At 49.5% G+C, this 20,125-nt stretch carries 20 protein-coding genes; 5 read left to right on the forward strand and 15 right to left on the reverse strand.

What is annotated here, in order from left to right; translation table 11 throughout:
- The coding region (locus NE619_RS08260) for a hypothetical protein (RefSeq protein WP_256131939.1) at positions 1-212 on the forward strand (212 nt) is incomplete at its 5' end.
- 985 nt (positions 213-1,197) lie between these two features.
- On the opposite strand, the gene NE619_RS08265 is transcribed toward NE619_RS08260, so the two are convergent.
- The 4 genes from NE619_RS08265 to NE619_RS08280 all read right to left on the reverse strand — a co-directional run bounded on the left by NE619_RS08265 (position 1,198) and on the right by NE619_RS08280 (position 6,038).
- Complete coding sequence (locus tag NE619_RS08265) at positions 1,198-2,634, reverse strand: ATP-binding cassette domain-containing protein (RefSeq protein ID WP_256131940.1); 1,437 nt, start codon at positions 2,632-2,634, stop codon at positions 1,198-1,200.
- Entirely contained in the window at positions 2,634-4,178 is a 1,545-nt protein-coding gene (locus NE619_RS08270; RefSeq protein ID WP_256131941.1) for an ABC transporter substrate-binding protein, read from the reverse strand. Before NE619_RS08270 ends, NE619_RS08265 begins: the two co-directional genes overlap by 1 nt.
- A gap of 70 nt (positions 4,179-4,248) precedes the next feature.
- Positions 4,249-5,061: an ABC transporter permease gene (locus NE619_RS08275; protein WP_256131942.1), complete on the reverse strand. Its 813-nt coding sequence runs from the start codon at positions 5,059-5,061 to the stop codon at positions 4,249-4,251.
- Positions 5,058-6,038, reverse strand: coding sequence for an ABC transporter permease (locus NE619_RS08280; RefSeq protein WP_256131943.1), 981 nt, complete (start codon positions 6,036-6,038; stop codon positions 5,058-5,060). The genes NE619_RS08275 and NE619_RS08280 overlap by 4 nt, the downstream gene beginning before the upstream one ends.
- A 191-nt stretch (positions 6,039-6,229) precedes the next feature.
- Here NE619_RS08280 and NE619_RS08285 point away from each other — a divergent pair, with 191 nt between their 5' ends.
- Positions 6,230-6,496, forward strand: coding sequence for a hypothetical protein (locus NE619_RS08285; protein ID WP_256131944.1), 267 nt, complete (start codon positions 6,230-6,232; stop codon positions 6,494-6,496).
- Between the two features lie 152 nt (positions 6,497-6,648).
- Here NE619_RS08285 and NE619_RS08290 read toward each other — a convergent pair whose 3' ends face one another.
- The 4 genes from NE619_RS08290 to NE619_RS08305 form a co-directional block, all read right to left on the reverse strand.
- Positions 6,649-7,311, reverse strand: a complete 663-nt coding sequence (locus NE619_RS08290) for a hypothetical protein (RefSeq protein WP_256131945.1) — start codon at positions 7,309-7,311, stop codon at positions 6,649-6,651.
- A gap of 566 nt (positions 7,312-7,877) precedes the next feature.
- Complete coding sequence (locus tag NE619_RS08295; protein WP_256131946.1) at positions 7,878-9,032, reverse strand: NAD(P)-dependent malic enzyme; 1,155 nt, start codon at positions 9,030-9,032, stop codon at positions 7,878-7,880.
- A 10-nt stretch (positions 9,033-9,042) separates the two neighbouring features.
- Positions 9,043-10,707 carry a glutamine--tRNA ligase/YqeY domain fusion protein gene (locus NE619_RS08300; protein ID WP_256131947.1) on the reverse strand — a complete coding sequence of 555 codons (1,665 nt, stop codon included), beginning with the start codon at positions 10,705-10,707 and terminating at the stop codon, positions 9,043-9,045.
- Positions 10,708-10,807: 100 nt separating this feature from the next.
- Entirely contained in the window at positions 10,808-11,014 is a 207-nt protein-coding gene (locus NE619_RS08305) for a hypothetical protein (protein ID WP_256131948.1), read from the reverse strand.
- A 185-nt stretch (positions 11,015-11,199) separates the two neighbouring features.
- Between NE619_RS08305 and NE619_RS08310 the strand changes: the two genes are divergently transcribed.
- On the forward strand, positions 11,200-12,285 hold the full coding sequence (locus tag NE619_RS08310) for a YibE/F family protein (protein ID WP_256131949.1): 1,086 nt from the start codon (positions 11,200-11,202) through the stop codon (positions 12,283-12,285).
- Positions 12,276-13,046, forward strand: coding sequence for a YibE/F family protein (locus tag NE619_RS08315; protein WP_256131950.1), 771 nt, complete (start codon positions 12,276-12,278; stop codon positions 13,044-13,046). Before NE619_RS08310 ends, NE619_RS08315 begins: the two co-directional genes overlap by 10 nt.
- 106 nt (positions 13,047-13,152) lie before the next feature.
- On the opposite strand, the gene NE619_RS08320 is transcribed toward NE619_RS08315, so the two are convergent.
- From NE619_RS08320 to surE, 4 genes are all read right to left on the reverse strand, one after another.
- Complete coding sequence (locus tag NE619_RS08320) at positions 13,153-14,331, reverse strand: acetyl-CoA C-acetyltransferase (protein WP_256131951.1); 1,179 nt, start codon at positions 14,329-14,331, stop codon at positions 13,153-13,155.
- A gap of 174 nt (positions 14,332-14,505) precedes the next feature.
- A complete protein-coding gene (locus NE619_RS08325) occupies positions 14,506-15,444 on the reverse strand; it encodes a DUF2156 domain-containing protein (RefSeq protein WP_256131952.1) in 939 nt (312 codons plus the stop codon).
- A gap of 2 nt (positions 15,445-15,446) precedes the next feature.
- Entirely contained in the window at positions 15,447-15,992 is a 546-nt protein-coding gene (locus NE619_RS08330) for a hydrolase (RefSeq protein ID WP_256131953.1), read from the reverse strand.
- Positions 15,989-16,753, reverse strand: a complete 765-nt coding sequence (gene surE / locus NE619_RS08335; RefSeq protein WP_256131954.1) for a 5'/3'-nucleotidase SurE — start codon at positions 16,751-16,753, stop codon at positions 15,989-15,991. Before surE ends, NE619_RS08330 begins: the two co-directional genes overlap by 4 nt.
- Positions 16,754-16,991: 238 nt before the next feature.
- Here surE and NE619_RS08340 point away from each other — a divergent pair, with 238 nt between their 5' ends.
- A complete protein-coding gene (locus NE619_RS08340) occupies positions 16,992-17,306 on the forward strand; it encodes a TM2 domain-containing protein (RefSeq protein ID WP_256131955.1) in 315 nt (104 codons plus the stop codon).
- Positions 17,307-17,393: 87 nt separating this feature from the next.
- Here the strand turns inward: NE619_RS08340 and NE619_RS08345 are convergent, their stop codons facing one another.
- The 3 genes from NE619_RS08345 to NE619_RS08355 form a co-directional block, all read right to left on the reverse strand.
- Positions 17,394-18,371, reverse strand: a complete 978-nt coding sequence (locus NE619_RS08345) for a helix-turn-helix domain-containing protein (protein ID WP_256131956.1) — start codon at positions 18,369-18,371, stop codon at positions 17,394-17,396.
- 211 nt (positions 18,372-18,582) lie between these two features.
- A complete protein-coding gene (locus NE619_RS08350; RefSeq protein WP_256131957.1) occupies positions 18,583-19,308 on the reverse strand; it encodes an NAD-dependent protein deacylase in 726 nt (241 codons plus the stop codon).
- A gap of 2 nt (positions 19,309-19,310) precedes the next feature.
- Positions 19,311-20,066: a hypothetical protein gene (locus tag NE619_RS08355; protein ID WP_256131958.1), complete on the reverse strand. Its 756-nt coding sequence runs from the start codon at positions 20,064-20,066 to the stop codon at positions 19,311-19,313.
- Between the last annotated feature and the right edge of the window lie 59 nt (positions 20,067-20,125).

The following is a 20,125-nucleotide window of genomic DNA, read 5'->3' on the forward strand; positions in this document are numbered from 1 at the left end:
GGAGGACTACAATTTGTCGCTTAAATTCCTTTACGAAATTTTCTTTGAAAAACAATCCAAACCAGCTTTGTAAAAGGGCGAAACGCCCTTTTACAAAGGAGACAGTTTCTCAAGTGAATTCCCTTCGCAAAAAGGGACATTTTCTCAAGTTATTGACAACCATAGGGACAGTGGTTGTGGCTGGGGAAATTTGGTATGTATGGGGCGAATAGGTGTTAGTAGAGGCCTGCGATGAAGGCTGCGGCACCGGGCGCAGGAAGTAGCTGCGGGAACGGGTCGCGGCAAGGAAATGCGAGGAGCGGTTGCTGGAATGGCTGCGGCACTGGGCCGCGATACCCGGCGGCGGGAAGGGGTTGTGGGAAGCGGTCGTAGCACTGAGTTGCAGGTTTGACGAGGTATGCGGCTGCTCAAGTTAAATAATTGCGCATTACGATAGTCTCTCCTATTTCCCCAAGAAACATCCGGGAGTCCAAGCCTTTTTAAGTAATATACGCATTTTATTCAACAAGCGACCTATTTCGCCTTAGTTGTTGATGCAATTCCAAGGGTTGCGGCCTCTGCACCGGTTCCGATCTACATATTTGATCGGGTTTCTGCGCCCGTATGCCCCGCAGCCTTGAAAAAAGGTCAACAAGAACACGATTCTTCCCTGCATGTTGATAAAAATAGCAATTTGCCCTTTTGGACGGCTTCTCATATGGCCGATTATGGGTCGATTCCTGTTGCGCCGCCGGGCCGCGTGAAAAGCTTGCGGTAGAAGCCTCTGGGATGAGGGCGGAGGTAACTTTTCCTTCACATCGACGCCTGACAGAAAGATGGCCCGGCGCTTTTTGCTTTGATATTAGGCTGGAGCGGATAAAACGTGTGGGTTTGCGGGCTTTGCGGGTTTATTTTGGGGAAAATTCTACTTAAGATTGGCCACCAAGGACAAGAAACGTTGGAAAAAGATCCGCTTTTACCTCTTTTTTGAGACGAAAGATCCGAAAACAATTTAGTGCGTTACAATGCGAAACCGGGCAGACAGTTCTTCCTGGCAGAACCCGAACCGGATGCGGCAAAAATTGGTTTTGGATTTGCGACCAAATTCCAATTTTTCCGGTAAATCCTGCCACTATTGTCCCTAAAGAAACTCCTTGGTCGCAGATCAGCCAAGGAGGGCTCCCATATACAGGGTTATGAAAATTTTTCGCTGAAGAGTCAGACGCCCATTTCGACAATTCGGTCGCTGATATGATTCACCATCGGCAGGTCGTGGGCGATAAAGAGAATGGTCAGGTTCCGTTCTTCCTGCAATCTGCGGAACAGATGGACGATCTGCGCCTGAGTGGAAATATCCAGCGAGGAAATGGGTTCGTCGGCGACGATAAATTCCGGGTCTACGCTGATGGCTCTGGCAATGGCCGCACGCTGTCTCTGGCCGCCGGAAACGTCATAAGGATGGCGCTCCATCAGCGCAGGGTCCAGTTCGACCTGTTCCATCAGACGTGCTATCCGCTCTGCCTCCGGCTGTTTCCCCTCGGCTATCCGCAGCGGTTCGCCGATAATCTGCCCGATGGTCATACGGGGATTGAAGGCGGAATCCGAGTCCTGAAAGATCATCTGTCTCCAGTTCTTCGATTTTTTTTCGTTGAAAAAACGGATCTCTCCTCCCGTAGGTTCGTAGATTCCCATGAGGCATCTGGCCAGGGTCGATTTGCCGCAGCCCGACGGTCCGACCAATCCCAAAATCTCTCCTTTATAAATATCCAGCGAAAAACCGTCCAGCGCTTTGTGAATGGCATGCCGGCCTAAGGAAAAATATTTTTTCAGATCACGCACTTCCGCCAGCGGGGAATCGAAGCTCTGCCGGCTGTGCTTGTGGCTGTGGCCCCGGCCCTTTCCATAGTCCAGATAGCCCAACAGCTTTTTCGTATATGGGTTCTGAGGCCTGCTGAAAACCTGTTCCACCGGTCCGGTCTCCACAATGTTTCCGTCTTTCATGATCGCTACTCTGTCGGCGATATCCTCCACCAGGCTCAGATCATGGGTAATGAAAATTGTAGCAATGTCGATCTTTTTCAGCAGCTTCAAGATCTGCTCCTGCGTACCTGCGTCCAGGGAAGTGGTTGGCTCGTCGGCCAGGAGGATCTTTGGATCTCCTGCCAGCGCAATGGCGATGGCAATCCGCTGGCGCATACCGCCGGAAAAATGGTGGGGCATCTGGTCATAGCGCTGCTGGGGGTGGTCGATTTCTACAAGGCGCATCAGCTCCAGGGCTCTTGCTTTTGGGTCCTCTGCGCGGCCTTCCGCAGCCTCTGCGATCTGTCGTCCCACTGACATGGTGGGATCCAGCGAACTCATGGGATCCTGGAAAATCATCGCCACGTCCCTCCCCCGATAAGGAACCATTTCCTTTTCTCCAAAAGGAACAAGATCCTGCCCCGAAAGCAGGATCTCCCCCTCTTTTATCCGTCCCCTTTCACAGAGGATTTTCAGCATGCTTTTGCAAAGTACCGTTTTGCCGCAGCCGGACTCGCCCACCAGAGCCAGAGTTTCCCCCTGCGCCAGGGAGAGAGAGACTCCCTTAACCGCAGTCAGCTCTCCCTGTGGGGTTTCAAAAGCTACTATTAAATTGTTGATGGTCAGTATATCCATTACTCAATGTCCCAATCGTAAATATTCCAGAATATCCCTACTCCGTGATGTCCCAAAACCGTATCTTTGGTAATTCCGGTAATATTGGCTTTGCCTGCGTAAATAGCGTCAATATATGCAATAAAGGTATACGCCGGATCTTTAGCCAGTTCGGTCTGGAAATCTTTGTACAGCGGCAGTCTTTCTTTCTGGTCTTCCTTTTCTCTTGCCTGCTGGAGCAGCTTATCGACTTTGGCGTTGGAATAGCCGTTATAGTTGGCGCCTTTATCGGTTCCAAACACTTTGTAGGTGTGGTCATCGGGATCAAAGGGACTGCCCCATCCAATCAGGAAAGCCTCCTGGCCCGCCCAATCCGTCTCGGCCGGTGTTTTCACGTCCACCTTAGCTCCGATATCGTTGAGATTCTGCGCGCAAATGTTGGCCATATCGACACGCACCTGGTCACCCTGGCTGCAATTAATCGTGAATTCCAGCTTCTGTCCCTTCTTGGCGTAGATTCCGTCATCGCCCTTTTTCCAGCCGGCTTTTTCCAGCAGCTTTTTTGTCTTAGCCGGATTGTAAGCATATTTCTCTACGTTCTCATTGTTGTACAGACCCATCTGCAGAGGTGAATAAGCAGTCTGCCCATGTCCCAGCAGCACGCTCTTGATGATGGCGTCTCTGTCAATGGCATAGCTGAGCGCAGTTGGAAGTTCACGGTTGTTCTTAAATAAAGGGTTGTTGAAATTATACATGATTCCGCGGTAATCGGCGGTTTTCATGCTGTACACTTTGAAATCCTCTTTGCCTTCAAACTCTTCCATTGCCTTCGGCGTGATCTGGGCAAAATCCAGTTCTCCGGACTGCAGCTGCAGCGCCTTGGCATCGGAGTCCTCCACGATCTTGAAAATTACTTTGTCAATCTTGGGCGCTCCCAGGTAAAAATCTTCGTTTTTCTCCAGGGTGATTGCCTGCCCTTTGTCCCAGGCTGTCAACTTGTAAGGGCCTGCTCCTACAGGCTTCTGATTGAATTCATCCGCGGCAAGATCCTTTCCTTCCAAAAGATGCTTCGGCAGGATGCCGATGGTCAGATAGTCCAGCATGGCAACATTGGGCGCTTTCATGCTGATCTTTACAGTCTGGTCGTCTGCAGCCTCTACCTTTGTGACGTCTTCAAAGTTGGAAGCGTTTTCCGATCCATTGTCCGGGTTCATGATCGCTTCGATGGTAAATTTCACATCCTCAGCAGTAAGGGGCTCTCCGTCATGGAATTTCAGTCCCTCTCTCAGCTTAAAGGTATAGGTATTGGTCTTTTTATCAAAGGACCATTCCTCAGCAGCTCCGGGAGCCACTTCATCTTTTTCATTATGGGTGGTCAGTCCCAGGAAGATCAGGGAATTGATCTCGCCGTGTTCGTACAGTGCCGGATTGATGGCCGTGTAGTCATTGCTTCCGTATACCAGTGTTTTGCCGTCCTTTGATTCCTCATTGCTGTTGCTGCCGCAGCCTGCCAGAATTCCTACTGTCAGGATCAGCGCCAAAAGCAGACATAATTTTTTCTTCATGTTCTCTCTCCTTGCTCTCAAACGATAACTTGTCTCTACTCTTTCTATTTCAAGACCTGCTTCCTGCAGGTTAAATCAATCGATCTCTGCGTCCCGTCGTTCTCAGGTATTCTCCGATCTCCGTGATGCAGATCAGGGTAATCACCAGGAACGCCCCCGGAATAATCAGAAGCCACCAGGCTCCGGTAAGCATGGCTTTCTGCGACAGGGACATGAGGCTCCCCCAGGAAACCACGCCGGTAGGCAATCCCAACCCCAAAAAGCTGAGGGTGGCCTCCGTTGCTATGGCGCTGCCCAAATTGGTGACAATCATAAACATAATGGCGGACATAAAGTTGGGCATCAGATGATTCCAGAGGATATAGAAGAAGCCCGCGCCCATGGATCTGGCCGCCAGTACATATTCGGCCTCTCGCATCTGCCGCACCTCGCTGCGGACCATCTTGGCAACCGCCATCCAGCTGGTGATTCCCAAGACAATGCCGATGGAGAAAACAGTCGGTTCTCCCCAGATGGCCTGCAGAAAAATCACCAGCAGGATCTGCGGTATGCTCATAAGAATCTCCGTAAAGCGCATCATAAGGTCATCGATCCGCGGGCCCGCCAATCCTGAAAGACAGCCGTAAACAATTGCGATGGCTGTTGATATCAGGGTTGCAGTAAGGCCGATCATCAGGGAAAGCCTGCCGCCATGCCAGATGATGGCAAAAATGTCCCTGCCCAGAGTATCGGTCCCGAAAAGGTGAACCGCTGATGGCGCCTGGCTGACAGCGTCGGTGTTCATATAGTAAGGGTCCTGCCCGGACAAGACTCCGGCCAGAAGGCATCCGCCAGTGATGATCGCCAGAATTGTAATTGAAAGGTATGGGAGTTTCTTATTCATGGCCTTTCCTCCCTGATTTCTTCATATTTTATCCGCGGGTCCAGTTTCTCATTGATGACCTGCGCGATCATATTGGCTAAAACAACTGCCGCGCCTGTAATCAGACTGATCAGCATCAGCATATTGTAGTCGTGATATTGAGCGCTTTCCACCCCCAGCTCTCCCAGCCCGGGGTAGGAAAATACCATTTCCACCACATAAGCCCCTCCCAGCAGATGTGGCAGAAAAATCGCCATAATGCTGATAACCGCAGGCATGATGTTTTTCAAACAGTGGCGGTAGATGATCCTGCGCTGCGTCAGACCTTTTACTCTGCACAGCAGAATGTATTCTTTTCGCACTTCATCGGATAATTTATTCCGCATCAGATAGGCGCAGTACCAGAGATGGGATATCACAATGGCGCCGACCGGCAGCACCAGATGGCGCAGGGTCTCTCCTCCCCCAAGAGAATGGGCACCACTCTGGGGGAGAATTCCCAGTGTAACTGAAAAAAGCAAAATTAAAATCAGGGCTACAAAGAACTCAGGAATACTGTTGGCCGCGACTCCGACCTTGCAGATCAGGCGGTCCACGGCTTTTCCTTCATGGCGCACACAGAAGATGGCCAGCAAGAGCCCCAGGACAAAGATCAGCAGGAAGGAAACTCCTGCCAGACGTACTGTATTCTGATATACATCGGCAACCACCTGTGCTGCCGGCTGTTTGTAAATGTAAGAAATTCCAAAATCCCCGTGGAGCGCGTTGCCGGCCCAGCGAATGTACTGGGTCACCAGGGAATCGTTCAGTCCCAATCTCTCCCTGGCATGATCAAGCTGTTCTACGGACATTTTTTCCACACCTTCGCCGTAATAGGCCCGCAGTGGGTCTCCCGGAGCCAGGCGCGATACCAGAAAGACAAGAATCGAAAGCACAAAAATAGTCAGCGCCAGCTGGCCCGCTTTCTTTAATATGTAGATGCCTGTATGAGTTTTCATAGTCACTGCCTTCCTGTGCGAGACAAAGCCGCTCTCACCGATTCTTTTCAGCGGCAGACTTTGTCAATATTTCCTGTATAATAAAAACCACAAAAATTAACGCCTGCGCGGGCAGGCACTAACCTTCGTGGTTAAGTTTCGCAACACTTCTTGTGTTTTCTTCTTTGTTATTGTAGCAATGCGGCCTCCATATGTCAAGAAAAATCTGGATTTTTGTTTTGGATGCGGCGGATGGCAGTTCCCTGCAGCGGGCCTGGCCGACTGGCGGGCCGGCAGGGTCAGCGGGCAGTACCCGGAACCCATCGGTCCGTCGCTTGCTGGCGACCGCGGTAACTTTTCTCGAAAATGGCCCTGCGTTTACGCAAAGTTGTGGGTTTGGAGGCCCTCTGGCAGACAAAAAAGCGACAATTTCTCTTTTTTCAGGTTTCCAGGCCCGCAAACCGTTGAAAAGTGCGTAACTTTTCCAAAAAATTTCTCAAAGTTACCGCTGGGCCCTCAAGCCAAGGCTAAGCACAGCAGCCAGCTGCGGCACATAACGCCTGGCGGCGGACATCCTCTGATTGACAAAAGCTTTCCGCCCTTGCAGCTTTAGCTGCCGCAGGCACTTCCTCTACGAAAAATAAGTGTCAACCCGCTCTTTAATATGCTTGAAGGTGAGCGGAAACGCTTTCGTTTCCCAAGTCATGATTAAGTTGTCACCCAGCTTATATCCCCACTGTGCATACACTCTCAGCTTTTCCATTGCATCTGCTGCATACTCCGGATCATCCATCTTTCCAAAATGTTCCCAAAAGATCTGTTTTCGATGAACGGGATGGACTGCGCAGAAATCAGGATAGTAGCAATGTTTCCCCAATAGCAGTCTCGGTTCATAGCGGAAAACGATTTGCTCCCTCTCCAGGACGGTGGCAATTTCCGATTCCGCTTTTGAGCGAGTAAGGAGACCGCCTTCCGATTCGTAGATTAGGCTCTCAGGATGAACAGTATTGCGGGCATAGGAACGGGCTGCCCAGTCCGCAGGGTTAATATCGCCATCCAAAAGGAATTCCCAATAATCCAGCCCGCCATAATAAAGAGGCAGCGCCTTTTCCAGCTTCGCCGTATCATAAAGCTCCAGCTGTTCAAGGGCTCTGCTGCAAGCCCGGAGGTTTTTCCTTAAAGCAGGCAGCGCCTTTACGATATATTGCCGCTCCTTCAACTCATGAATCAGCCTCTCTGACCCTGATACACAATCAGGTATTAAAATCTGTCCTTTTCTTCCCTGAATTCTCACAGCCCGATAATACTTCCCCCTTTTTTATACCAGGCTCCCCTCTGGTAACTGCGTTTGCCGAAGCTCCAAATGACGGATCAGTTTTTTATATCGTTTCTGCTCTTCTTCTAGCAAACGCATTAATTCCCATTGTTTATACATCCAATCCCCCTTGATTTTTATTTGTAAATTTATTCCATTATATATAAATTTTACATATTTTGCAAGAGGAATTTTGTAAATAGTTGGGCAGGTCACCGCCTAGTGGTGACTGCGGTAACTTTTCTCGAAAATAGCCCTGCGTTTACGCAAAGTTGTGGGTTTGGAGGTCCTCTGGCAGACAAAAAAGCGACAATTTCTCTTTTTTCAGGTTTCCAGGCCCGCAAACCGTTGAAAAGTGCGTAACTTTTCCAAAAAATTTCTCAAAGTTACCGCTCGAGCCAGATCCAAGGCTAAGCACAGCAGCCAGGAGGGCCTTAACCAGCCCTCTCTGTCAAAAAAACAGAACGCAGCAGCCAAAGCTGCTGCGCACCATACTAAGAAAAAAAGCTGCCGCATCAACGCGGCAGCTTTTCATCATCTCTTCATTATTCCTTCCAGGCTGCGGCCACAGCTTCTGCGATGGCATCAGCAACACCGGGGTGGAAAGCGCTGGGAATTATGTATTCTTCGCACAGTTCCTTCTCATCAATGATATCGGCCAGCGCACGGGCTGCCGCAATTTTCATATCCTCGGTAATCCGCTTCGCACGGGCTGCCAGCGCCCCCTTAAAGATTCCCGGGAAGGCCAGCACATTATTGATCTGGTTGGGGAAATCGGAACGTCCTGTGCCCACCACTCTGGCACCGGCTTTCTTTGCCAGATCCGGCATGATTTCCGGCTCAGGATTGGACATTGGCAGAACGATCGCATTGTCCGCCATCGACGCCACCATCTCCTCCGTCACGATCTTCGGTGCGGAAACGCCGATAAACACATCGGCATCCTTGAGTGCATCCGCCAGAGTACCATTGACCAGGTTATGATTGGTAATGCGGGCGATCTCTTCCTTGGCCGGAGTCAGCCGATCGTCGTTCTTCGCCAAAGGCCCAATGCGGTCGCATACGATCACATCACCGGCACCAACGGACAGCAGCATCTTCGCGATGGCCGCTCCGGCCGCTCCGGCGCCGCTGATGACGATTTTCAGATCCTCCATCTTCTTGCCTACAATTTTCAGGGCGTTGAAGATAGCGGCGGTTACTACTACCGCTGTGCCGTGCTGGTCATCGTGGAATACTGGAATATCCACCTGCTCCTGAAGCTTCCTCTCAATTTCAAAGCAGCGGGGAGCCGCGATGTCTTCCAGATTGATGCCGCCCAGCGTTGGGGCGATATTTTTAGCAATCATCACGATTTCATCCACGTCCTGCGTGTCCAGACAGATGGGAATGGCATCGATCCCTGCGAACTCCTTGAACAGAAGGGATTTTCCGTCCATAACCGGGATAGACGCGGTTCCGCCGATATTACCCAGCCCCAGGACAGCTGAGCCGTCGCTGATAACCGCTACGATATTGCTTTTATTGGTATACTTATACACATCCTCCGGGTTTTCATGTATTTTGCGGCATGGTTCCGCTACCCCCGGCGTATAGGCAGTGGACAGATCATCCTTGGTTTTCACCGGAACCTTGCTGGCCACTTCCATCTTTCCTCTGTGCTCTTCGTGCATTTTCAGGGATTCTTTATAGTAATCCATGTCTACTCCTTTATTTCTTCCAGGAACTCTTCAGCCCCACGATTTTGTTAAACACTTTTTCCTCATCAGTTGTCAGCTTCGCATCGGCGATATAATAGCCGTGTCTGAAAAACTGGAACCGTTCTCCCGGCTGAGCATCCCCTGCTGCGGGCTCTGCGTATCCCCAGGTTTCTTTCAGAGAATCAGGGTTGAGAACATTTTCTCCTTCTTCGTTTTCTATCATCAGATAATCGTAGTTGCGGATCTTCACCTTGACTGCGGTCTTGGCATCCACCCAATGGATGGTCCCTTTTACCTTACGGCCTTCAAATCCGCTGCCGCTCTTGGTCTGCGGATCGTAGGTGCAGTGCAGTTCCCTGATGGTTCCGTCCTCGTTTTTCACCACATCGTTGCAGGTGATGAAGTAAGCCCCTTTAAAACGCACCTCGTTGCCGGGGAACAGGCGGAAATATTTCTTTACCGGCTCCTCCATGAAGTCCGCGCCGTCAACATACAGCTCTCTGCTGAAAGGCACCTTACGGTTGCCCATTTCCGGCACTTCCCTGTTATTCTCGATCTCCATTTCCTCTGTCTGATCTTCCGGATAATTGGTAATGACAATCTTAATGGGATCTTCCACAACATTGCGGCTCTCCACCTTTGTTTTCAGGTCCTCGCGGACGCAGTGCTCCAAAAGCGCCACATCTACTGTGCTGTTGGCCTTGGAAACCCCGATACGTTCACAGAAGTCGCGAATGGCCTCCGGCGTGTAGCCTCTTCTTCTGAGTCCTGCGATCGTCGGCATCCGCGGATCATCCCAGCCGTCTACCACTCCGTCGTCCACCAGCGCTTTCAGATGGCGCTTGCTCATAACGGTATTGGTCAGGTTCAAGCGGGCAAATTCGATCTGCTGCGGCGGCGCCTCCCATTCCAGCTCCTGCAGCACCCAGTCGTAAAGAGGTCTGTGGTCTTCGAACTCCAACGTGCAGATGGAATGGGTAATGCCTTCGATGGCGTCTTCGATCGGGTGGGCATAGTCGTACATCGGATAGATGCAGTATTTGCCGCCCGTATTGTGATGCTCCGTATGGGATATGCGGTAAATGACCGGATCTCTCATGTTGATATTCGGGGAAGCCATGTCGATCTTAGCACGAAGAACCTTTTCTCCGTCAGCGTACTTGCCTTCCTTCATTTCTTCAAAGAGCTTCAGATTTTCCTCTACGCTTCTGTTTCTGTAGGGGCTTTCTTTACCCGGCTCTTTCAAAGTTCCTCTGTATTCACGAATCTGATCTGCATTCAGATCGCATACGAACGCCTTGCCTTTTTTAATCAGACGAATGGCAAATTCGTACATTTTATCAAAATAGTCGGAAGCCCAGAGGCGGTTGTCCCACTCAAACCCCAGCCATCTTACATCTTCTTCAATGGCGTCTACGTATTCCATGTCTTCCTTGACCGGATTGGTATCATCATACCGCAGATTGCATTTTCCGTGGTATTTCTCCGCTGTGGAAAAGTTAAGGCAAATGGATTTTGCGTGTCCGATGTGAAGATACCCGTTGGGTTCCGGGGGAAAACGGGTATGTACCCTGTCTCCATATTTCTGGTTTTCCAGATCCTTATCAATAATATTATGGATAAAATTCGATGCGCTGTCCGGCGCAGCGGCCTGTTTGTTATCTATGTCTGCCATTCCTTGTTCCTCCTCAAAATATATCTTCTTATTATATCCCAATTTTGGTAGTAAATGCAATGAAAAAGGAGCCCCCTAAGCTCCTTTTTCTTTCATCACGTTATTTATCCGTTTCCTGGGCCGGCGCCGCCAGGAGCAAAGTCTCCTCCGTCGGTGCCGAGAGTGCCGGTATCTGCTGAGCCTCCAAGCGAATACTCTGATTGGTATACGCCGGATGCTGATGCAGAGCCTCACTTCCAAGCCCTGTAACTCCCACTGCCAAAAGCATTGTAAACGCTGTTGCCATTGCTACTGCTTTTTGTTTCATAGGTATTCCCCTTTCCCTTTTGCAGCTTGTTTTTTCCCTTTTGTGATTCCCATTATAGGAAATAAATGTGTCGGTTTCTTGACGAAAATCTTAAGAAATTCTGATGATAGTAAAAGGGCCTTGCATTCGCTTCCTCTCTTATTCTATAGTATGTCGTAGAAAATAGCAAGGAAAGGCGGCTCCAAATGTTCAACAAAAAATTCGCATTAAAACTGGTAATTGTACTTCTCAGCTCATTGCTGCTGTTCTTTGCGGTATATAATGATTATGACCGGTACCAATCCCCCATCGTCAAAATTACCGACCTGTCCCAGGAAACGGAAAAAGACGGAAGCATCCGCCAAACTCTCACCGGGACCGTAAAAAACGGCGAATACAAAGGGGAAACGATCACGCTGGAAAACAAATATAATCCATCCCTTGTCTATGATGAACACTACCGGCCAGGGTCCTGCCTGTTTGTCTCCATCGACAACGGCGGCAGTTCTCAGCTGTCCGGCCGAATCACCGGGGTAAAACGGGACCACTATGCGGTACTGGTCCTTCTCGTGCTGCTGGATCTGCTCCTTTTGGTGGGCGGGAAGCAGGGCTTTTATACAATCATTGGCCTTTCCCTCAACATCACTTTGTTTTACGGCATGCTGACCTTATATGAAGCAAGGGTTAACGTTCTGGCTCTCAGCATCGGACTGGTCATCCTCTTTTCCTCCATCGTCCTGCTGCTGATCAATGGCTTTAACAAACGGACACTCATTTCACTGCTGGCCACGCTGGGCGCGGTAGCTGTCATCGGTCTGCTTTCCGCGGCCGTTATCCGCTTTGGGCCTGCCATCAGCTATGAATTCATGGAATACCTGCCGGAGCCTTACAGCCGCAGCGAAGCGGATCTGCTGTTTTTAGCGGAGATCCTCATCGGCGGCCTGGGCGTCATCATGGATATTGCCGTGACCATTACCTCCTGCTCCGCGGAGCTGATCCGCAAGGATCCGCTCATCTCAAAAAAAGCATTGCTGCTCTCCTGCAGGCAGGTGGCCGACGACATAACCGGGACCATGATAAATGTGGTCTTCTTTACAAATATCGCCGCCTGTATCCCTGTTTTCATCCTTTCCATGAAAAACGACATCAGCTTTTTTACGGTGATGAAATATAACTCATTTTTTGAAATCGCCCGTTTTCTCACCGGAAGCATGGGAATCATCCTGACAATTCCCCTCTCCATTTTCGCGGCGTCCTGTTTCCTGAAAGGGGGTAAAAAGAAATGCTGCTGATTTTCGCAGGTATTTTCGTTCTGCTGGTCCTGTTGATCGGCGGTGATCGTTCGGCCAAAGCACTGGTCACGCTGGCGGGAAACGCCATTCTGCTGGCGGCCGATCTGCTGCTCATATACATAGGCCTGAATCCGTTTTTGTGTACGGTTGCCGCCTGTATTCTCATCACATTGCTGACGCTTTTCTACCAGAACGAGGTTAACCATAAAACAAAATCGGCCTTCTGGGCCGTGATGGCAGTCATCGCCCTGCTGCTGGCTTTTTTGTGGCTTCTTGGGACAAAGACCAATACCCAGGGGTTTCCGGTGGGACAGTATGAGATCCGTGAATCCAACGGCTACGCCGGTAATATCGACATCAACATGACCCTGCTGCAGATCGCGGCCCTTTTGATGGTCTTGATCGGGGCAATCATTGATACGGCGCTGGCGGTAACCTCCGCCCTTTACGAGGTCCACCTAAACAACCCCCATCTTTGCCGCCGAGAGCTGTTCGCCTCCGGCATTTCTGTGGGGCGGGATATTCTGGGGTCCACCGTCAATACCCTGTTCTTCATCTTTATAGCCGAATACTTCACCCTCTTCCTGCAATTTATGGAGTATTATTCCTTTGCGCAGATGATTAATTCCAAGGAATTCGTACAGGAGGTCATCTCCATCGCAGTCAGCGGAATCGGGTGCGTTCTCATTATTCCCGCAGCCGCGGGGCTGGGCGCGGTATTCTATACCAGGAAGAAAAGAGAGCGAAAAAGAAAAAATTAAAATCCAATCCGGGCTTCCGGCCCGCAGCCACTCAAAAAGAGGGGGCCGCCTGCATTAGATAGACTAATGCGGGCAGCCCCCTTTTTAACACGACTCACGGATGCAATTATCTTTCTACGATCATTGCGGTTCCCTGTCCGCCTCCGATACAAAGTGTTGCCAGACCCTTCTTGGCATCTCTTCTTGCCATTTCGTGGATCAGTGTGATGAGGATTCTCGTTCCGGATGATCCGATTGGATGTCCCAGAGCGATAGCTCCTCCGTTTACGTTGAGGATTTCCTTGTTGAATCCCAGGTCCTTGCCTACTGCTACGGACTGTGCCGCAAAAGCTTCGTTTGCTTCGATCAGGTCCAGATCTTCAACAGTCATTCCAGCCTTTTCCAGAGCCTTTCTTGTGGATGGAACAGGTCCAATACCCATGATCTGCGGGTCAACGCCTGCGGATGCGTAGGATTTGATTGTTACCATCGGTTTGATTCCCAGCTCGTCTGCCTTTTCCTTGGACATTACGATTACAGCCGCGCCTGCGTCATTGATTCCGGATGCGTTGGCTGCTGTTACGATTCCGTCTTTCTTGAAGGCCGGTCTCAGTTTGCCGATACCTTCTGCTGTTACGCCATCTCTTGGGAATTCGTCGGTGTCAAAGATAATCGGATCGCCTTTTCTCTGCGGAATTTCCACTGGTACGATCTCATCCTTGAATTTTCCAGCCTTGATCGCTGCTACAGCCTTCTGCTGTGATGCTGCTGCGAACTCATCCAGTTCTTCTCTGGTCAGTCCCCACTGCTCTGCGATGTTTTCCGCTGTGATTCCCATATGTACGCCGCTGAACGCGTCGGACAGTCCGTCCTTGATCATCATGTCGATCATCTTCGTTTCGTTCATTCTCGCTCCCCATCTTGCGGACGGCATAGCGTATGAGGACATGGACATGTTCTCTGCTCCGCCTGCCACTACGATGTCAGCGTCGCCTGCTTTGATGATCTGTGCTGCCAGTCCTACAGCTCTCAGTCCGGAACCGCAAACCTTATTGATCGTCATGGAAGGTACTTCCTGTGGAATTCCCGCATCCATTGAAATCTGTCTTGCTACGTTCTGTCCCAGGCCGCCCTGCAGAACGCATCCCATGATTACTTCATCGATGTCTTCCGGCTTGATGCCTGCTCTTTTAATGGCTTCTTTCACTGCGATCGCTCCCAGCTGTCTTGCAGGGATGTTCTTCAGTGATCCGCCAAAACTGCCGATTGGCGTTCTTGCTGCGCTTACGATTACAACCTCTTTCATTTTCATGTCCTCCTTAAAATCCTCGCACTTAAATAGTGCCAAAGTAACTCTCGTTAGATTTTTAACCAGACTAACACTCGCTTTTTCTACAATATTACCACACTATTTCAGAATTGCAAGAGTTTTTGGAAAAAAACCGTTAATATTTTAACAACTTTTAAAAAGCCGTTAAACTCATTTAAATGCCGCGATATATTTTTCGACCATCCTGACCGGTTTGTAAGACAGCTTGGCCTTGCGTAAATTCGCTATTCCCATGTCTTCCTCGCGGTTTACATATTCAACGTGGGACGGCAGACTTTTACAGAATTCATTGTTAATCGCCTGATAAAGTCCCCTGAAATTTGTATTGGCTTTCTCTACGTGAACGGCAACCGTGTCCTTGTTCAGGTTTCCGCCGACCGTAAGGGCTTCGATCTTATCGTCGATCAGGACAGCGCCGGCCAGATAGCCCACCTTTTCCAAATTGCGGAATACGTCCGCCATGGCTTCTTCTTCCATTTTAAGAAGCTGCATCTCGTATTCCGATATTTCCTTGTGCTCATTGGATTCCTCAATAAAGCGCATTGCCGCATCGGCCATATCCGAGGTCAGCGGTACATATTCAAATTGATAGTTTTTGTGGAAATAGTTGAGGTGATTCTTCTTCCCGTGGTAGTCCCTGCCCTTCAGCTCAGCCAGATCCTGTCTCCTGTACACGTAATCATAGTTGGGCCGGTCCTCAATGTATTCCAGTTCTTCCGGGCATGCCTGACGAATGATATCGATCATATGATCCGGAAGCAGGCGGATAACCATTTCGTAGCCGCCCTTTTCAAATATTTTTTTTGCTTCATAGATTGCCTGCCGCAGGCCCTGCGGTTCATAGGACCCCGTCCTTGTCAGCGGCGGGAACAGGAATGGCTCAATCCTGCCGCCATCCTCCATCTCCAGATGGCTCTCGCCCGCAAGAAACATATAATCTCCTATGATCTGCCAGCTGAAACCGTTGATGTTTCTCCACATATACAGTGAGGAAAAGGACAGTCCTGAGGTCTGATAATCATAGCCGTTTAAGTATTCCTCCAAAACCGGTCTGTCCTCGATGGTTATTTGATTTTCAAACATAAACATAGTTATTTCACTATGGCTGAGACAGCTTTAAAGCCATCTGCCTTTGCTCCTCTCAGCAGTTCATAAAGAACCGATTCGTAAGTGGTGATTACAGCGCCGGCCGCAGCCATTCTCTGCTGGCCGCAGAGATTGTCGCTTTCTTTTCTGGAAGCGATGCAGTCCTGAATTACATAAACGCCGTATCCCCTGTCTATAAGGTCGATTGCGGTTTGCTGCACACAGATGTGCGCTTCGATCCCCATGAGGATCACTGTTTTCTTTCCTGTGGCGTCCAGAGCCTCCGCAAAAGCAGGCTCTCCCATCGCACTGAACGAAGTCTTATCAATGGGCTCGAAATCTCCCAGAGCTTCGGCGATCGGCTGGATAGTGGCTCCCAGGCCTTTCGTATATTGCTGAGTTACCAGTATCGGGATGTCCAGCGCCCGTATGCCTTTAGCCAGCTTTACGGCTGTAGCCTCCAGCGTTTTCGGATCCGCCATGGCCGGCATCAGTTTTTCCTGAAAGTCGATCGCAGCCAGCAGGGCATCCTCTCTTTTAATCAGGCTCATCCCTCCAACCTCCATTTTTTTATCTCATCCACCAGGGTATAATTGGTCATGTCGTACTGCAGCGGCGTTATGCTGGCATATCCGTCCTGCATGGAAATTACGTCGATGTCGTCGGGAAGTCCTTCATAGATCACCGGATTTCCTTCATACCAGTATTGGGTTTTCCCGTTCTCGCCTTCTTTAGGGCGGAAAAACTCTTTGTATTCTCTGGCCCCCAGCCGCGTATATTTGATGCCCTTGATCTCCTCTTTCGGCAGATCCGGCGTATTGATGTTGAGCACCGTCTTGGCGTTCATTTTATCAAATCCGTTGCGGCAGGCGTTGAGCGCCAGCTCGCAGGCCAGTTCAAAGTGAGTGGCTTCATGGCTGTTGACTGAAACCGCTACCGACGGTATCCCGCAGAGGGAACCTTCTATGGCAGCGGAAACCGTTCCCGAATACAAAGTATCCGTCCCCAAGTTTCCTCCCAGATTAATGCCCGAAAAGACCATATCTATTTTAATATTCTGTTCGCTGAAAATTTTCGTTCCTATTTTGACACAATCCGCAGGCGTCCCTGTTATGGAATAGGCTTTGACCGCGTCCGGAAACGTCTCTTCCTCAACCTCAATGGGTTTTCCTACCGTAATTCCATGGCCTGTCGCGCTCTTCTGTGTATGAGGCGCACAGACATAAACTTCTGCGGCCTGGGACAGCGCCTTTACCAGGCTGCGGATACCAGCCGCATTGATTCCGTCATCATTGGTAACCAGTATATTCATTTTACCATTCCCCCTTCCGCAAAACAAACAGTATGCTTTGTTATTATACCACATTCTTTCCCATTTAAAAAATCTCTTTTTGGAGGCCCTTAAAATACATAAAATTCAGACTTCACAGCTTTCAGGCCTTTTCATACTAAAGTTGTACGGAAGTCCAGACCCTTTCATACTGTGGGTCTACAGACAGACCGGATGGATTTTGTTAGGATGTAGGCATCAAATAAAGGAGGTCTCTAGCATGCTGGACGTTGAAACATTAAAGAAGTATATTGGCCCGGGACATGAGGCTGAGACAAAAGCCCTGCTGGCCAATTGTGAACAGTCGAAGTTAAACAATCTTACATTTAAAAATCCCAAAATCGCACTTATTCTTTCTATTTTCTTAGGATTCATTGGAATCGACAGGCTTTATCAGGGCGGGCCTAAAATGTTTTTATGTAAATTGGCCATGCTTGTTCTGACTTTTGGAACCTGGTGGCTGGCAGACATATATTTCAGCCGACACACGGTGGAGGAAGCGAACTACAACAAGCTTCTTGCCGCTGCAGCATAGCTCTTCGTAAATTGTTCAAATACAGAAAAACACGGGTAAACGGCGTTCCTGCCGGTTGCCCGTGTTTTTCGTAATCTGCGGCAGCCATCAGTCTGTTCCTTTTGAATCTTTTTTTCTTCCGTCTCGTATAATGCAGGTCACTCCCATGCGGTTTTTGACCTCCATCTTGCGAAAAATGTTATAAACATGGGTTTTTACGGTGCTTTCGGAAATGTAGAGCAGCTTTGCGATCTCGCTGTTGCTCTTACCCTCGTAGATCAGCCGGCTCAGGTCCTTTTCCCTTCCTGTCAGGTCATATTCTTCCGCCACTTCGTCCATTCTCTTGTCAATGTCGAATTCGGCCTGACCGCCGTCCGTTCCCGTCTCGTAAGCCTCCTTGAAATCAGCTCTGTAAATAAACACTACGGTCACAATATTTACGACAAACCAAAACACAATGGTAAGATCCAGCGGTTCGCGGATAAACTTGCTGTTTCCCCAATAAACCGATGCCTCGCCCCAAAAGTAAGAGGCGTAGTTCCATACCAGCATGGCCGTAACGACAATCATATAATGGATCGTACTTTTGGGCTGATGAAGCATCACGCATTTGCTGATATACACCACACTTCCCACCAGCATAATCAAGAGCAGAATGATATCCGTCACCAGCAGCAGCCACCTGAGGGCGTAGAAGTAATTGATCGTAAAAATGATTGTCGAGCAGAACCACAGGACCGCATAGATGAAAATGTAGCTTCTGGCCGACTTCTGAAGTGCGGCGAACTCATCTGTTCCAGTGATCTTCTGCTCTACATGCAGCCAAAGATAGAACAATATGGCGATGATGCAGCTTCCGATTCGCAGCGTCAGCATATCACGAATGTCTCCCAGCACATATCCGGTATAATACAGGAGCATATCGTACAAACTCATGACCAGCATGCATATCAAAAAAAATTTCAGGGCCTTATTCAACTGGCTGGTGCGCTTTTTTCCTGCCAGGAATACCATCGTAATCCCGGCGATACCCAAAAATATAGCCAGAAGATAGCAAAACAGCACGCCCTCTCTTTGAAACGTCATGACTATCTACCTCTCTCTTACAATAATAACTCATTATACTATAGTTCCCGCTGCTTTAAAACTTTTTTCTTCATATATATATGTTTTGTTTTAATCATCCATTTTTTTACATTTTCTGATTGCCCGCAAGCTCTCAACTTTCGCAAGCAAAAGCACCTGACTTGTCTGCGGCAAACCAGGTGCTTATAAGTGATCCTATATGTTCTTTCTATTAATCCCCCAGCACTTTCCCGATGGAGTCGTTGATTACCAGGCTGGCCCGGCTGTCGTACTGAGTCTCCGATTTGTTGATGAGAATAATGTCTTTTCCTCCGAAATAGTTGATCAGACCTGCCGCCGGATATACTACCAGCGAGGTTCCTCCCACTATGAGCGTATCGGCCTTGCGGATGGCGTCTACCGCTCCCGAAATGACCTGTTCGTCCAGCGCCTCTTCATACAGCACCACGTCCGGCTTTACAATTCCTCCGCATTTTTCGCACTTGGGAACGAGGCCGTCACAGTGCTGTTCATCCATGATATAGTCCAGATCGTAGAAGGTTCCGCAGTCCATACAGTAGTTCCGCAGAACTGAGCCGTGAAGTTCAAAGACCTTCTTGCTGCCGGCCAGCTGGTGCAGGCCGTCTATATTCTGAGTCACGACACCCGTCAGCTTTCCGTCTTCCTCCATCTTCGCCAAAGCGATATGGGCTTTATTGGGCTTTGCGTCCCGGTAGATCAAATTGTTTTTATAGTAATCAAAAAACGTCTCCATGTTACTCGTAAAGAAAGAATGGGAAAGCATGGTCTCCGGAGATTTCCCGTATTGGGAAACCGCACTGTACAGACCGCTCTCCGAGCGAAAATCAGGAATATTGCTTTCCGTCGACACTCCGGCGCCTCCGAAAAACACGACCCGTTTACTTTTCTCAACGATTTCTTTCACTCTTGCATCCATGATTATTCCTCCTCTGACAACTCCTCGTCATCTTCTCCCTGGTCCAGGTCCTCTACTTCTTTATAGTCCTTTGGTATTTCAAAGAGTTCTTCCGGAGCGCTGTCCTTCAATTGGGTAATTTTCTCGATTCTCTGGTAAATCGGCGTATTCTCCTGGCCTTCCTCGCCCTTCATTTCCTGACGGTATACCAGCGCCACAAGCTCCCCCTGATCGTCCACGAGGAACCGTTTGATGTACAGATAGGTATCCATCGCTTCCTCGTCCACCTCTTCTCCCTCTTCCGGTTCAGCGGGCATTTCATAGCTATCCTGATATTCATCGTATTTGTAGGTTTTTCCGTCCAGCTCCATTTGATCCGTCTTCACGTAGGCCAGTTTTGTTTCATCCTCCGCTTCCAGCTCTTCCTTCGTGTATTCCTTATCAGCATCGGAGATCATATAGGAAACCTTATCTATGTCAACCTGTCGGTTTTCCAGCTTTTCCTCGCCCTCCATCAGAGCGAACCGGTCCTTTCCGTCACGGCCTTCCGCCATCACGCTCTTGGTGGGTCCTTCTGCGTCCTCATCCTGAACTCCCTCATCTAAAAATTCGTCCTCAACATCAGCCTCGTAATAATACCTGGCGTCATCGCCGTCCAGCATCGCATGATACTTGTCCGCCACATGGCCGTCCTTGTTCTTTTCCTCACTCTTGCTGCCGCAGGCCGCCATTGTTAAAATCAGGGCCAGGGCTAAAATCACTGAAACTGCTTTTTTCATACCTACTCCTTTTATCTCTGCGTCTCTAACTTATTCTGCGGCTGACCCGCAGTGGCCTT

Source organism: Anaerovorax odorimutans (assembly GCF_024459955.1).
GTDB classification, from domain to species: domain Bacteria; phylum Bacillota; class Clostridia; order Peptostreptococcales; family Anaerovoracaceae; genus Hominibacterium; species Hominibacterium odorimutans_A.